The sequence below is a fragment of the Amycolatopsis sp. PSD-21 genome (genome assembly GCF_055561455.1).
The window spans coordinates 7,506,579-7,520,850 of record NZ_CM145712.1 but is presented as its reverse complement, the minus strand read 5'-3'; the positions used below and the strand labels follow the sequence as shown (position 1 = coordinate 7,520,850).

At 68.8% G+C, this 14,272-nt stretch carries 12 protein-coding genes and 1 tRNA gene; 5 read left to right on the top strand and 8 right to left on the bottom strand.

Annotated elements, in window-relative coordinates:
• Window positions 1–12: 12 nt before the first annotated feature.
• Window positions 13–813, top strand: coding sequence for a metalloregulator ArsR/SmtB family transcription factor (locus ACZ1DY_RS35240; protein WP_465482277.1), 801 nt, complete (start codon window positions 13–15; stop codon window positions 811–813).
• Window positions 814–818: 5 nt separating this feature from the next.
• A complete protein-coding gene (locus ACZ1DY_RS35235; protein WP_126732728.1) occupies window positions 819–1,418 on the top strand; it encodes a dihydrofolate reductase family protein in 600 nt (199 codons plus the stop codon).
• A gap of 70 nt (window positions 1,419–1,488) precedes the next feature.
• Here ACZ1DY_RS35235 and ACZ1DY_RS35230 read toward each other — a convergent pair.
• Window positions 1,489–1,562, bottom strand: a tRNA-Leu gene (locus ACZ1DY_RS35230).
• Between the two features lie 125 nt (window positions 1,563–1,687).
• Here ACZ1DY_RS35230 and ACZ1DY_RS35225 point away from each other — a divergent pair.
• Window positions 1,688–1,909: a DUF3618 domain-containing protein gene (locus ACZ1DY_RS35225; RefSeq protein ID WP_005165704.1), complete on the top strand. Its 222-nt coding sequence runs from the start codon at window positions 1,688–1,690 to the stop codon at window positions 1,907–1,909.
• 3 nt (window positions 1,910–1,912) lie between these two features.
• On the opposite strand, the gene ACZ1DY_RS35220 is transcribed toward ACZ1DY_RS35225, so the two are convergent.
• Both ACZ1DY_RS35220 and ACZ1DY_RS35215 read right to left on the bottom strand, forming a co-directional pair.
• Window positions 1,913–2,320 carry a hypothetical protein gene (locus tag ACZ1DY_RS35220; RefSeq protein WP_465482276.1) on the bottom strand — a complete coding sequence of 136 codons (408 nt, stop codon included), beginning with the start codon at window positions 2,318–2,320 and terminating at the stop codon, window positions 1,913–1,915.
• A gap of 233 nt (window positions 2,321–2,553) precedes the next feature.
• Window positions 2,554–3,111: a TetR/AcrR family transcriptional regulator gene (locus ACZ1DY_RS35215; protein WP_465485746.1), complete on the bottom strand. Its 558-nt coding sequence runs from the start codon at window positions 3,109–3,111 to the stop codon at window positions 2,554–2,556.
• A gap of 121 nt (window positions 3,112–3,232) precedes the next feature.
• Here ACZ1DY_RS35215 and ACZ1DY_RS35210 point away from each other — a divergent pair, with 121 nt between their 5' ends.
• Entirely contained in the window at window positions 3,233–4,693 is a 1,461-nt protein-coding gene (locus ACZ1DY_RS35210; protein ID WP_465482275.1) for a flavin-containing monooxygenase, read from the top strand.
• Window positions 4,694–4,822: 129 nt separating this feature from the next.
• On the opposite strand, the gene ACZ1DY_RS35205 is transcribed toward ACZ1DY_RS35210, so the two are convergent.
• The 5 genes from ACZ1DY_RS35205 to ACZ1DY_RS35185 all read right to left on the bottom strand — a co-directional run bounded on the left by ACZ1DY_RS35205 (window position 4,823) and on the right by ACZ1DY_RS35185 (window position 13,003).
• On the bottom strand, window positions 4,823–5,293 hold the full coding sequence (locus ACZ1DY_RS35205; RefSeq protein ID WP_126732732.1) for a helix-turn-helix domain-containing protein: 471 nt from the start codon (window positions 5,291–5,293) through the stop codon (window positions 4,823–4,825).
• 421 nt (window positions 5,294–5,714) lie between these two features.
• Window positions 5,715–7,331, bottom strand: a complete 1,617-nt coding sequence (locus ACZ1DY_RS35200; protein ID WP_465482274.1) for an LCP family protein — start codon at window positions 7,329–7,331, stop codon at window positions 5,715–5,717.
• A gap of 162 nt (window positions 7,332–7,493) precedes the next feature.
• A complete protein-coding gene (locus tag ACZ1DY_RS35195) occupies window positions 7,494–9,656 on the bottom strand; it encodes a phospholipase A2 (RefSeq protein WP_465482273.1) in 2,163 nt (720 codons plus the stop codon).
• Between the two features lie 252 nt (window positions 9,657–9,908).
• Window positions 9,909–11,360 carry a GGDEF domain-containing protein gene (locus tag ACZ1DY_RS35190; RefSeq protein ID WP_465482272.1) on the bottom strand — a complete coding sequence of 484 codons (1,452 nt, stop codon included), beginning with the start codon at window positions 11,358–11,360 and terminating at the stop codon, window positions 9,909–9,911.
• 428 nt (window positions 11,361–11,788) lie between these two features.
• A complete protein-coding gene (locus ACZ1DY_RS35185; protein WP_257484658.1) occupies window positions 11,789–13,003 on the bottom strand; it encodes an MFS transporter in 1,215 nt (404 codons plus the stop codon).
• Window positions 13,004–13,374: 371 nt separating this feature from the next.
• Between ACZ1DY_RS35185 and ACZ1DY_RS35180 the strand changes: the two genes are divergently transcribed.
• Complete coding sequence (locus ACZ1DY_RS35180; RefSeq protein ID WP_126732738.1) at window positions 13,375–14,268, top strand: SDR family NAD(P)-dependent oxidoreductase; 894 nt, start codon at window positions 13,375–13,377, stop codon at window positions 14,266–14,268.
• The last annotated feature ends 4 nt before the right edge of the window (window positions 14,269–14,272 follow it).

The window sequence follows — 14,272 nt, the reverse complement described above, 5'->3', positions numbered from 1 at the left end:
ATACTTCTCGGCATGGAGCAGATCGCAGCGGCACTGGGAGACGGAGCGAGGCGGCGCATCGTCGAGCTTCTCGCCGAGCGGCCGAGATCCGTCGGTGAACTCGCCGAGCTGACCGGCCTGCGGCAGCCGCAGACCACCAAGCACCTGCAGACCCTCGCCCGCGCGGGGCTCGTGACGGTTTTCCCGCTGGGGCAGCGTCGGGTCTACGCCGTCGAAGCGGCCCCGCTGAAGGACTTCGAAGCGCGGCTGCGGGCGCTGATCGCGACCATCGAGGCGAACGAGGGCGAGCGAGATGTCCTCGCGCGCTATCAGGCCGCGATCTCCGCGGACATCGCGTCCGCGAACCAGGATCGGTGGGCCGACGGCCGGGCGTTCACGTTCGACCGCCTGCTCTCCGCCTCGCCGGACGTCGTCTGGCGGCATTGGACCGAGCCCGCGCTGCTCGCGTCCTGGTGGGCGCCGCCTTCGATGACCGTCACCGACTGCGTCATCGAGCCGCGGGCCGGGGGGCGGGCCGTACTCGACTACCGCGACGCGGAGGGGCGATACCGCTCCGCGGGCGAGGTCCGCGCCGCGACCGAACCCGAACACCTCGAATTCGACCTCTCGGTGCTGGACGCCAAGGGGAACACCTTCTTCACCGGTCACTACGACCTGAAGTTCACCGAGGCGCCGGGCGGGACCCGGCTCCGGCTCGACCTGCGCATCACCGAAACGACCGTCGAGGCGGTCCCCTTCATCGCCGGTATCGAAACCGGCTGGGGCCAGGTGCTCGACAACCTCGCAGCTCAGCTCACCCAGGAAAAGGACTGAACGACATGACGAACCCGACCGGCCGCCGCGTCACCGCGAACATCAGCCTCACCCTCGACGGCCACTACAGCGGCCCCGGCGGCCCGGGCGACCTGGGCGCGATCGTCTCGTACGCCACCACCGACGTCGCCCGCGCTCACCTCGCCCGTATCCACGAGACGGCGACCACCGCGGTGCTCGGCAGGCTGAACGCCGAAGGCTTCCTGGGCTTCTGGCCCACCATCGCCGCCGACGAGAACGCCGACCCGCGCGACCGCGCCTACGCGAAGTGGCTGGTGGACGCCGAAAAGGTGGTCTTCTCGAAGACGTTGACCGAAGCGCCCTGGGACCGCGCCCGCGTGGTGAACGCCCCCGTCGCCGACGTCATCACCGACCTGAAGGCGAACGGGGAAGGCGACATCCTGGTCAACAGCAGCGCCAGCGTCATCAAGGCCCTGCTCGCCGACGACCTGCTCGACCGGCTGTACCTGATGATCTGCCCCGAGATCACCGGCGGCGGGCGGCGGCTGTTCGCCGACGGCCTGCCCGCGTCGAAATGGGCGCTGGCTTATCAGGAGGTCGGGGAACTGGGGGAGATGGCGCTGGTCTACGACCGGGCGCGCTGAGCCGTGTGGGTTTCGTGAGTGGTTAGGACGGTTGGAACCGTCCTTGCCACTCACGAGGATGCAGGGTGGGTGGGCCCGGAGAGACTCGAACTCTCACTGGCACGGACCTAAACCGTGTGCCTCTGCCAATTGGGCTACGGGCCCCCAGTACTGCCCCGAAATCGTAGCGTGCGACACGATCCGCGTTTCTCGGCGTGGCCGGTGCCACGGTACGGGGTGGCGTCCTCTAACGTGGGCTTCCAGCAAGTCCGTCGCGGCGAGGAGGACACGTGGCTCGCGATCCCGAGACCATCGAGCGTGAGATCGAGCAGGCCAGGAACGCGCTGGTCGCCACGCTCGACCAGCTGGGCACGAAGGCGAACCCCGCGAAGCTGGTGGATTCCGCGAAGACCGGTCTGCGCGCGAAGCTGGACGAGCCCAAGGTGAAGTACCCGCTCATCGGCGGGGCCGTGCTGATCGGCGTGCTGCTGATCCGCAAACTCCTGAAGTAGGTCTCAGGAGGTCTGGGCCGCCTTGGCGGGTGTCTTGGCGGACTCGGGCTTCTCCTTGGACTTCGCCTCGTCGACGGCCTTCGGGAGCTCCTTGCCCTGAGGCACCGGCGGCTTGGCGGCCTTCTCCTTGGCTTTGCCGTTCGCCGGCGGAGGAACCTCGAGCGGCTCGATCTCCGGAAGCGTGAGCCTCGCCGTCATGTAGGCGGCGGTGAACTCGAGCGCACTGCCGTTGAGCAGGTGCACCACCGTCGAATGTTCCGGCGGGGACAGCTTCTCGACCAGCTGGTCGGCCCGGTCCCGTGCCGCGATGATGCCCGGCGCGCGACCGGTCAGTTCCTTACCGGAGCCGCTGACCGTTATCTTCCAGTCGCCGTCCTCCTGGACGTACGACGCGGTGATCGGTTCGGTCATCCGCCTCACCCCTCTCCTCGCGAGCAAGCGTCACTCAATGGACTTCGTCACGCCGCCGTCATGACGCCACTTTCGGGTGGTGGCGCCCCCTCCTGACGGAGGCCGCGACTGTCCATCAGACTTTCTACAGTGTCATCGATACAGTAGGACAACTCTGTGTCACAAGACACTGGCGGCAATGTGCTCTGAGTGACGACCGAATGGCCTAATGCACGAGCATCTTCACAGTCGTTTCAGCGGGCCCGCGCGGACAGGCCTGACCAGAGCACATCCATGGCGTATCCGGTGGCCGTTTCGGGGCTGACGTCCTCGTGCCGTTCGCACCAGATCGCGAGCCGCTCGCACGCCCCGACGACGAACTCCGCGGACGCCTCGGCGCGGAGGTCGTCCCCCGCGTCGAAGTAGTCACCCATCAGTGCGGCGATCAGGTCGGTCTGCTGGCGCCGGGTCTGCTCGATCTCGTCGGCGGCGCCGGTCCCGACCAGGGCCATCTCGTGGCGGAGCAGCGACCAGGCCTGCCGTCGTTCCCGGATGAAGACGAAGAAGGCGAGCAGTCCGCGCCGCAGCGCGTCCTCGGCGGACGTCGCGCCGACGGTCGCCCGTTCGGTGACCTCGCGCAGCGCCGCCCGCGACTGCTGGATGCAGGCCAGCAGCAGTCCCTCTTTCGAGTTGAAGTACTCGTAGAGCATCGGCTTGGAGACCCCGACGCGTTCCGCGATGTCGTCCATCGACGCCGCGCTGTAGCCGCGTTCGGCGAAGACCTCTTCAGCGATCTCGATCATCTGCCGCATCCGCTCTGCCCGTGGCATGCGTTTGCGCTTCGCCGTCGTCACCACAACACTCTACCGAAGGTAACCTACTTCGAGTAAGGTGGACTTCCGGTAACAGGTAAAACGAACGAGAGGTCGGGTCATGGGCAACCGCACCGAGACCGGTGTCGTCATCGTCGGAACCGGCTTCTCCGGGCTGGGCATGGCCATCCAGCTGCGCAAAGAGGGCCGCGAGGACTTCGTCATCCTGGAGAAGGCCGACGACGTGGGCGGCACCTGGCGGGACAACACCTATCCCGGCTGCGCCTGCGACATCCCCTCGCACATGTACTCGTTCTCGTTCGAGCAGAACCCCGGCTGGTCCCGCGCGTACTCGCCGCAGCCGGAGATCTGGCAGTACATGCGCGACGTCGCCGCGAAGTACGACCTGCACCGCTTCATCCGCTTCGGCCAGGAGATGACCGGTGCCCGCTGGGACGCGGACGAGAACCGCTGGCACGTCGCCTCGAAGTCGGGCGACGAGTTCGTCGCGCCCGCGCTGGTCGCCGGGGTCGGCGCGCTGCACCTGCCGCAGATCCCGAAGCTGCCCGGCATCGAGCGCTTCAAGGGCCGCGCCTTCCACTCCGCGCGGTGGGAACACGACTACGACCTCACCGGCAAGCGCGTCGCCGTGGTCGGCACCGGCGCGAGCGCGATCCAGTTCGTGCCTCGGATCGCGAAGGACGTCGCCGAACTGACGCTCTTCCAGCGGACGCCGCCGTGGATCATGCCGAAGCCGGACCGCGAGATGCCCGAAGCGCTCCGGAAGACGTTCGGCTCGGTGCCGCTGCTGCAGCGTGCCTTCCGCAACGTCCTCTACTGGGGTCTCGAAGCCCGCGCGATCGGCTTCAACGGACAGCCGTGGGTGATGAAGATCGGCCAGCGCATCGCGAAGCGCAACATCCACAAGAGCGTCAAGGACCCGGAGCTGCGCCGGAAATTGACGCCGGACTACACCATGGGCTGTAAGCGGGTCCTGGTCTCCAACGACTACTACCCGGCGCTCGCGCGGGACAACGTCGACGTCGTCACCGACGGCGTGAAAGAGGTCCGCGAGCACAGCGTCGTCGACGGCGCCGGCGTCGAGCACGAGGTCGACGCGATCATCTACGGCACCGGATTCCACGTCACCGACGCCTTCGACGATCTGGAGATCATCGGCCGCGACGGGCGCAACCTCGGCAAGGAGTGGGCGACCGAGGGTATGCGGACGTATCGGGGCATCACCGTGTCCGGGTTCCCGAACCTGTTCTTCCTGCTCGGCCCGAACACCGGGCTGGGGCACAACTCCGTGGTGTTCATGATCGAAGCGCAGATCTCCTACGTCGCGCAGGCGCTGCGGCTCGCCCGCGGCAGGGCGCTCGACCCGCGGCCGGAGGCGCAGGAGCGCTTCAACACCGAAATCCAGCGCAAACTCGCGAAGGGCATCTGGACCCAGGGCGGGTGCAAGAGCTGGTATCTCGACGCGAAGGGCGTCAACCGCACGATCTGGCCGGGCTTCACCTGGCGCTACTGGCTCGACACCCGCAAGGTGCGCCGCGAGGACTACGAACTCCTCGGCTGAGCCGGGAACGCGCGTGAAGGCCCCCTTCCCTCGGCTCAGCCGAGGGAAGGGGGCCTTCACGCGAAGAGGGGGAGGTCCGTGAAAGCCAAGATGGGGGGCATGGCCTTCACGGACCGGGGAACGCCGCGCTCATGAGGGGTTGAGCCGGCGAAGCCTTCCGATGAGATCGACGGTGGGGATGCCGCAGAGTTCGGCCATCCGTTCCAGCGCCGCGAGATCCAGATGGACTTCGGCGGAGCCGTTGTCACCCGACCGTTTGAGCCGGTCGTCGGCCCACCGCCGCAGGGGGAGCAGTTCCTCCTGCTCGTCCTTGATCACCTGGCGCAGGTCGATCCGGACGCGGCCCGGTTCGTCCACGAACACCCGGCGATGCACCTTGGCCAGCAGATCCTGTGGTAGCTCGTCCATCGCGACGCACAGTTCGACCAGTCGCACCACGGAACAGTGCCGGGTGCCCAGCTCGTAGGTCGCCAGCGTCTGGAGCGAGATCTCGCTCTGCAGATGCTGGTTCAGTTCCTTGCGTGTCCAGCCACGTTTACGGCGGAGCTTGCGGAGCTCGTCTCCGAGTATCCGCTGATAGCTCTCAGCGTCGATCAGCACTCCCCATCCCCTGCCTTGCCAACCTTCTCCACCGCCCGCCCCGTGTGACAAAACCGGGGACGAGCGCGCTCACGTGTATGAAAGTCGGCAGGGTCGCCGCTCTTACGCGGTTTCGGGGGTGCTTTTCCTATCGATTTTGGCTCGCTGGGCCGAATGGGTGAAGGAAAGGGTGTGCGGAGGGGGTGTTTGGGTGGTCGTCAGGCCTCATCCGGGCCGCGCGGCGCCTGGGAGGCCGTGTCGCGAAAGCCACTTTCGGGACATCTGGCGTCCCGAAAGTGGCTTTCGCGACACGTGCCGGAGGGTGGCGCCGCGCCTGAGTGGCGGCGCAGGCCGTTGCGAAAGCCACTTTCGCAACGTTGAAGGTTGCGAAAGTGGCTTTCGCAACACCCTGAGCCCGCCTGCCCGGAGGAGCGGCGCGGCGTCAGTTGACGCAGGGCACGCCTTCGGCCGTGATCGGCTTCTCGTCGGACTGCTCGGGCGGGGGCGCGGCGGCCGACGAACCGGCGGCGTTCTGCGAGGAGCCGGAGCCTTCGGCACCGCTCGGCGCCTTGAAGTCCGAGCCGAGGAAGACCGTCACGTGCCCGGCCTGGACGCTCTTGTCCTCCTGGACGGTCGGGTTGCCGCCGAGCGCGTCGGCGACCGCCTGACCCTTCGCCTTCTCGCCCTTGGCGACCCAGACCACCGTCTTCTTGCGCGCGGTCGCGGTGGCCGTGTCGCCCGCGGTGAAGCCCTTGTCGACGAGCTGCTTCAGCACCGACGAGGCCAGCCCGTCCCGGGGGGTCGAGTTGCGGACGTCGACCGTGGTCGCCTTGTTGGGCGACTCGGCGGGCGGCGCCTGCTGCTGTTCGCCCGGCTGCGGGCCCGCGAGCCCCTGCACGAAGTTCTTGACCTGCTTCGGGTCGACCTGGATGGCGACGCCGTCGTTCGGGGTCTTGTACTCGATGTTGACGATCGGGATCGTCCGGAACTCGAGCTGGCCGCCGGTCAGGCTCTTCATCTGCTGCGCGAAGCCGAAGACGTCCCAGTTCTGGTTGAGCACGACCGACTTCTTGATGGCCGTGATCAGGTCGTTGAGCTTGCCAGGGTTCGCGAGCGTGCCCGCCGACAGCACCTTCCGCGCCATCCCGGCCATGAAGACCTGCTGCCGGACGACGCGGTCGAGGTCGCCGCGCGGCAGCCCGTGCCGCTGCCGGACGAAGCCGAGCGCCTCGACACCGGAGATGGTGTGCGGGCCCTTGGTGAACTTCGCGCCGGAGAACTGGTCGTTGACGTCGTTGTTGAGGCAGACGTCGACACCGCCGATGGCCTGCGTGATCTCGCTGAAGCCCAGCAGGTTGATGGCGGCGTAGTTGTCGATGGTCGAGCCGGTCAGCTGCTCGACCGTCTTGATCAGGGTCTTCGCCCCGGCCTCGTTGGCCTTCTGGTCGAGTTCCTTCGGGTCGGAGACGCCGTTCTCCTGCTGCTTCTTGCGCTCGTCGAGCATCGCGCGGGCGTACGCCGAGTTGATCTTGTGCTTCCCGTAGCCGCCGGGGATGTCGACGTAGGAGTCACGCGGCAGCGAGATCGCGACGGCCTTGGAGCCGTCGTTCGGGATGTGCACGAAGATCAGCGAGTCGGTGTTCAGCTCGCCGTCCGCCTGCCCGGCGCGCAGCTGGGCGAGGAGCTCCTTGGACAGCGGGTTGCCCTGCGCGTCCGTGCGGCTGTCGAGGCCGACGAGCAGGATGTCGCGGGCGCCGTCGGCGGGCTTGTCGCCTTCGTCGGCGCCGATGCCGACGTTCGCGAAGGTGAGGCCGTCCATCGCGGCCCACGCGTACCCGGTCAGGCCCATCACCAGCAGCGAGACCAGGCCGAGAGCGATCTTGGGACCGCGGAACGACCGCCGGGGGGAACGCCTCGGGGCCGGGCGCCGGGGCGGCGGGCCCGCGTCCGGGCGGGCGTTCCGTGGCGGGGCCGGGCGGGAAGGAACGCGTCCGGGCGCGTCCTGCCTAGGCCGGGCGGGACGTCGATCCCCATGCCCATTCCGAGGCGGGTACTCCACGCGGTCTGCTCCTTCTGGTCGTTACCGGTTCGACGGTCTCTTCAAGGGACGCATGGTGCCCGTTGTGGGTTGTCGCAGGATTACACATCCCCCCGGAGATGTGGCACGCACCACCGGTTTCCTCTTGATGGTACGGAAAACGCCTGGTCAGTGCCGTGCGGATCAGGGCAGGACACGCCGGGCGGCGCGGGCCGGGACCAGGGTGGCAGCCGCCGCGAGCATCGCGACGACGATCGTCGCGACCGGCAGCGCGACGGAGGCGGCGCTCACCTGCTTCCCGTCGAGGGCGGTCATCAAGGGCGGCGCGCACGCGACCGCGCACACCAGCCAGGTGCCGGTCATCCGGCTGGTGCCGTTCCGCACGGTGTGCAGCAGGTACACCCCGAGCAGCAGGTTGACCAGGCTCTGGACCGGCCCGAACCGGATCCCCAGGAGGTCGGCGTCGGCGGACGCGCCGCCGAAGCGGGTCAGGGCGAACCCGAACACGCCGAGCATCGCGTACGCCATGCCGACCGTCGCCGCCGCGCGGCAGAAGACCATGGCCCGCAGGCCCGGTTCGTCGGCCGTCCGCTGCTGGGGGCCCGAATGCCGTTCGAACCACCAGAACACGAGTACCGCGGGTACGGCCAGCAGGGCCATCGCGAGCAGGACCCTCGGGCGGGCCAGCCAGCTGAGCCCGTCCACGAACGGCCCCGGGAGATAGACGACCGCCACGAGCAGCAGCATCGCGGACAGGAAGCCGAGGTAGAGGCTCATCGGGGCGCGCAGGACGAGGCGGGCGGTGGTGGCGACCGCGGGACGGTCGCCGAGCCGGGCCAGCGGCCGCGCGAGCAGGCCGAGCAGCGCGAGCTGCACCAGTCCGATCAGGAGCACGCCCCACGGCGGGCCCGACAGCGCCGCCGGGGCGCCGGGCCCGCCGAGCAGCATCGGTCCTTCGCCGCGGGCGGCGACCGCGAGACCCAGCCCGGCGGCGCCGGTGAACGCCGTCGCCACGAGGGCGCCGCGTGACAACCGGACGCCGCCGGCGTGGGCGAACGCCAGTTGCTGGACGAACAGGGCGAGGAACAACGTCTCGGCGTAACGCGGGACGGCCGAGCCGGACCACTGCGCGGCGGCCTCGCTCGCCAGCGTCAAGGCCAGCAGTCCGGCGACGGAGGCGGTCCGCGTCCGGCGATACAGCGTCAGCAGCGCCGGCGCGAGCACGACGGTCAGCAGGAAGACGCCGAGCAGCCAGAGCGGATGCAACGCGATCCGCATGACGGTGGCGTTCGTGCCGGTCGGGATCCCCAGCACCTCCAGCGCGAGGGGGACGACCAGCGCGACGACGGCGAAGATCAGCGCCGGGCGCAGCAGCGGGCTCGCACGATCGGCGAGGTACTGCGGATAGCGGCCGCCGGCCGCGCGGATCGACCGCCAGCCCGCCTCGTTGATCCGGCCGACCGCGAAGAAGATGAGCGGGCACAGCTGGGCGAGCCAGGTGAACGGCCACAACGACCGCTCCGGCGCCCCCGCCCAGTGCGCGAGCGCGACGGCGGATTCGCCGAGCAGCATGAGGACGACGCCGGCGACCCCGAGCAACGCCCACCGGCCGACCGGGGCGACCGGCCGCGACTCGGCCGGGAGCGTGACGGCGGTCCGGCGGTTGCGGGCCCAGCCGCGCAGCCGGAACACCAGCAGCGCGCCGATCACCAGGACGCCGGCGATCATCGGGCCGAGCGGATCGCCGACCGGCGGACCCCAGCGCTGGTGCCAGGAGTTGAGCACGAGACCGGCGGTGTAGAGGGAGGCGACGACGTCGCAGGTGCCGCGCGAGTCCATCGGGTTGAGGACGCAGGCGTTGTGCATGTCGGCCGCGAGCCGGTCGTCGAGCGAGGCCCTGGCCTCCTGGCCGAGCGGGTGCCCCTTGCGTTCGGCGTAGCGGAGGATGTCGTAGCCGAGGTCGTGCGCCTTGCAGGGGACCGCGTAGTCCCATTTGGTGTTGTCGTCGCCCCAGGGCGCCGAGCATCCACCGTCGGAGTGGACGGCGCGCACCGTGCCGTCCCGTGCCGTCATCACGCCGGGCGTGATCCCGCTGACCGCGGTGAAGTCGGCGGGCAGTTCGGCGATCGCGTTCTCGACCGGGCCCGGCCGCACCAGCGCGTCGACCGCGTTCTGCGCGGCGAGGATGTCACCCGTCGGTGGCCCCTGGTCCGGCGGCGAGGCCGGCCGTGACGCGATCAGCCCGAAGCCGAACACCAGCACGGTGACCAGCAGCAACCAGCCCGAAGTCGACCACGGCCGCCGGATCCGGGCAGGACGAGCGGCGGCTTCGGCTGTCGCTGGCATGGCGTCCAGGGTGCCATCCGCCGATCAAGGCCGACATCCGGATAACCCCCGGGTTTCCTTGGAGGTCCCCTGATGGCGTGACGCGCGTTCAGGCCGTGTCCTGCAAGTCATGTTCGCGGTCTCCGCGCCCAGGCGCTCCCTGACGGCACGGGCGGGCTCGGCCGAGTACGACCCGGTACGAGGCCGACCCGCCCGCACCGTCAGGAACCACCTGCATCACGAAGCCCATCGAACAGACTTACAGGACACGGCCTAGTCCTCCGGATGCGAGTCGCCGGCGGACGGGGGAGCCGGCCGGTCCACGTCCTGGGCGAAGCGCACCTGGTTCCGGCCGTTCTCCTTGGCCACGTAGACGGCGGCGTCGGAGGCGTGCAGGAGTTCCTCCAGGGATTCACCGTGACGAGGGAACAGTGCCGCCCCGATCGAGGTGGTGCGGCCGGAGATGGTCACCCGGCTGCCCCTTTTGTCGGTAGTCACTATATGCAGTTCCGCGATGGCGCTGCGCACTCGCTCGGCGGCGAGTTTGGCCGCCGTTTCGTCGATATCCGGCAGGAGCACGAGGAATTCCTCGCCGCCGAACCGGCCGATGACGTCGGCGGGCCGGGTGACCTCGTCCAATTTCCGGGCAACGTCCCGGAGCACGTCGTCGCCCGCCGGATGTCCATATGTGTCGTTAATCCACTTGAAGTGGTCGAGATCAATCATCAGAAGAGCAAGGCTGTCGTCCGATCGGGCGGTCCTTCCGAGTGCCCGATCGGCCGACTCCGACCATCCGCGCATGTTCAGAACACCGGTTTTCGGGTCCGTCCGCGCGTCGTTTTGCAGTTGGTCGATCTCGGCGAGGCGATTGAACACCACCGTCACCACGGCCATCACGATCACCATCGGTGGCATGATCAACAGCAGCACCGCGGTGACCGCGCCGAGGCCGATCGTGATGGCCTCCAGCAGGTTGTCCGCCGCATTGCCGAGCACGGTGGAGATCGACGGCCGCTTCGGCGAGCCGAGCGCGAGGATGCCGCCGATGTAGACGATCTGCACCGCCTCGAAGACCATTCCCGTGACGATCAGGACGCCGAACTCGCCGAGGGTGTCCCAGCCGGAGATCCGTCCCCATTCATGCGGCCCGAAAGCGGCGAAGGTGAGCGACGCCAGTGTCACCGAAACGCCGTGGGTGACCGATGAGAACACGAAGTTGTGCGCGGGGCGGCGGGCGATGAACCAATGCTGGATGCGCACGATCGCGATGATGGAAAGCGTGAGCGAAAGCGGCAGGATCACGGCGGCCGGAAATGTCCAGACCGCGGTGAGGTCGATGAGGACGGTACGGCTTCGATCGCGCCGCCTTTCCTCTTGCCGCTGGGTGAGCTGAATATGCGCCGTGGCGCCGACCGCGAGAATCGCGAAACGAACCCAGTCTATTCTCCCCGGATTCGTGGAATTCATCGTGGCGAGGACCATGATCGCGATTCCGGCCGCCTCCATCGCGAAAAGGAACGCGATGAATCGCTTCGGCCGCTGCCACAGCGCCCACGCCCTGGGATCGTAGGGATGACGTTCCCGCGGGGCCCGGTCACCTTCCGGACTCGCCTGCCCGCGTTCGGTCACCGGTGCACCGCTCTGGGCGGCGGGCGTCGCCGTCGCGTCGTCAAGGTCGCCGGTGCCGTCACCGTGCTGGCGGCGGTCACCGGTCTCGGCTGGCAATTGCTACCTCTTTTCCGCGCGGACGGCACGGCTGAGTAATCTCACCGGTACCGACTGATACACCGTTCGTATTCCACGGCCGGTATCATCCCATCGCATCGGTTGTCCGACACCGGCAAGGGTGCCCGCGAACACGGACCGGAGGTGCCAATCGTGTCCCGTGATTTCTGATCTTGGCGACCGAATGTTTTTCGAGACGTGACGCGGAAGGGGTGACGGATAGTGTCCAGTCGTGACTTCTGAGCCCGGGCAAGGTAATAGTTCGCAGCAACGAGGTGGCCGGGAGGTGGATGACCGTGTCGAGCCGTGACTTCTGATCCGAAGCCGTTTCTTTTCACTGAGGTGCCGAAGCAGTGTCGTGTCGAGATTTCCGAGTACGAACCCGCCGGGCGGCCGTGCCGCCCCAGGGGTCGTCCAGTGTGGATTCGTCATGACAGCAGCGGTTCCGGGCCGGATCCGTTGACGTGTCCCCAGCTGAGTGCGACCAGTACGGCCAGCAGCAGGCCGACCACGCCCGCCAGGGCGATGGCCGAGGTCGCCGCACCGAGCCGATCGGCGGCGAGCCCGCCGAGTCCCGCCCCTACTCCTTGAGCCACCCGCAACCCCGTGCGGTACACCCCACCCGCACCGCCCCTGAGCTCGTTCGGGACCCAGGTGATGAACGTGGCGCTCACCGTGATCAGGTACGCCCCCGCGGCACCCGCCGCCGCCAGCAGGAGCAACGCCGGGATGAGCCCGGGTTGGAGCGCGAAGGCGATCAGGGCGACCATCGGTAGTGCCGCCAGCACGCCGAGCAGCTTCCGCCGTTGTTCCGCCGAGACGAACCGGGACAGCAGGAACGCCCCGATGACGAAGCCCAGCGGATCGGCGGCCAGCAGCCAGCCGACGGCCTGTTTCCCCACGCCCATCTCCGCGGCGAGCGGCGCGGCGAGCCCCTCGGGGACGACGGCAAGGCCGACCAGCCACGAGAACCAGACCAGCACCCGCAGGTGACGGTTGCCGAAAACCTGCTTCACCGCGCCGAACCAGCTGCCGGTGCCGTCGGACGCCGCCGCCCGCCGGGAAACCGAGAAGCGGACCACGGCCGCGCTCAGCAGGAACGTCGCGGCGTCCAGCGCCAGAGCCCAGCTCACCCCGACCTGCGACACCAGCAGGCCGCCACCCGCCAGGCCGAGCAGCATGGCGGTGTTGGTGGAGATACCCCTGATGTCCTGGCTCTTGAGATAGAGGTCGTCGTCGGTGAACACCTCGCGGGTGAGCGCGTTCTGCGCCGCGTTGCCGGGAGCGTTCACGAGCCGTGCCAGGACCACCAGCCCGCACAGCAGGGCGAGCGGGGTGCCGGGGATCGCCATGATCGCGATCAGCACGCCTTGGATCAGGGACGAGACGACGAGGACGGTGCGCCTCGGGTAGCGGTCGGCCAGCTGCGAGAGGCCGAGACCGCCGGCCAGCGCGGGCAGGAAGGTCAGGGAGTAGACCACCGCGGACAGCAGCGCGGAACCCGTCCGGTCGTAGACGAGGATCGCCAGCGCGACGATGGTGAGCTGGTCCCCGATGAGGGACTGCACCTCGGCGAGCCAGAGTGCGCGGAACTCGCGGTTCGCCAGGGCGGCGGTCATCCGCGGCGCCGCGTTCGTCTTCACTGCGTGACCACCTCCCCCCGATCGGGTGAACTTCCGTCCCTCGCATTCTTGCCTGCCGTGGTACGCGGTCGACGAGGGAGTCACAGTTGTCGTCCCGCCGGACAACGTTCAGTATGCCTCCGGCTACAGGGAGACGAAGAGAAGACGGCCGAATCCTCCGCCTGTTGAGCTGATCGGGCTACGCCGTCCGGCCGGTGGGTGACGACGGCCTGACTCGCCCGCGGGTATCTGCGCGCCGATCGCCCCGTCCTCGCTCGGCGCAGCCGGGCCGCCGTTCGCCGCCGACGGCGGTCCGGTTGGGCCGAATGGGCCAACACTGAGTAGAGACCGGTCTGGAGGTGGAGGCCGGCTGGGTCAAAGGGGTGAAGGCGATGAACGGTTTGCTCGACGACAAGGCCGTCGTCGTGACCGGGGCGGGACGGGGCCTCGGCGAGGCGTTCGCGGTGCACGTCGCGAGGGCGGGCGGGGCCGTCGTGGTCAACGACATCGACGCCGGGCTGGCCGAACGGACGACGGAGAACATCCGCCGGTTCGGGGGCAGGGCGGTCGCCAGCGGGCACAGCGTCGCTGATCCGAAGCAGGCACAGGAGATCGTCGACCTGTGCCTCGCCGAGTTCGGCGCGATCGACGGGCTGGTCAACAACGCGGGCCTGAACTACGAGGCGCTGCCGTGGGAGGACGACGTCGAGCAGGCCCGCGAGCTGGTCGAGGTGAACGTCCTCGGCGTCATGTACACCGGGCTCGCCGCGATCAAGGCGATGGTGGCGCGGGGCGAACCGGGGTCGATCGTCAACATCTCGTCGGGGGCGTCGCTCGGGCAGCGCAAGCTCGGCGTGTACGCCGCCAGCAAAGGCGCCGTCGCCTCGCTGACCTACTCGTGGGCGCTCGACCTGGAGGAGAGCGGGATCCGGGTGAACGCGGTCTGCCCGCTCGCGCACACCCGGATGGTGTGGAAGTCCGAACGGTCGCTGCGGGCCTGCCCGCCGGACCGGACGCCGTCGAGGATCGCGCCGGTCGTGCTGTTCCTGCTCGGCCCCGGATCGGACGGCATCACCGGGCAGATGATCCGCTGCAACGGGCCGCAGCTGCACGTCATGGGGCAGCCGTACCTCAAGCAGCCGATCCTCGAGCGGCCGGTGTGGGACACCGAGACCGTGCAGCGCGCCTTCGACGAGGTCTTCAGCGCGCACCTGGAGAACTACGGCCTCGAAAAGCGTGTGCCGCCGCGGCTGCGCAAGTGGACGGAGTCGACCCGGACCGCGTGACTCG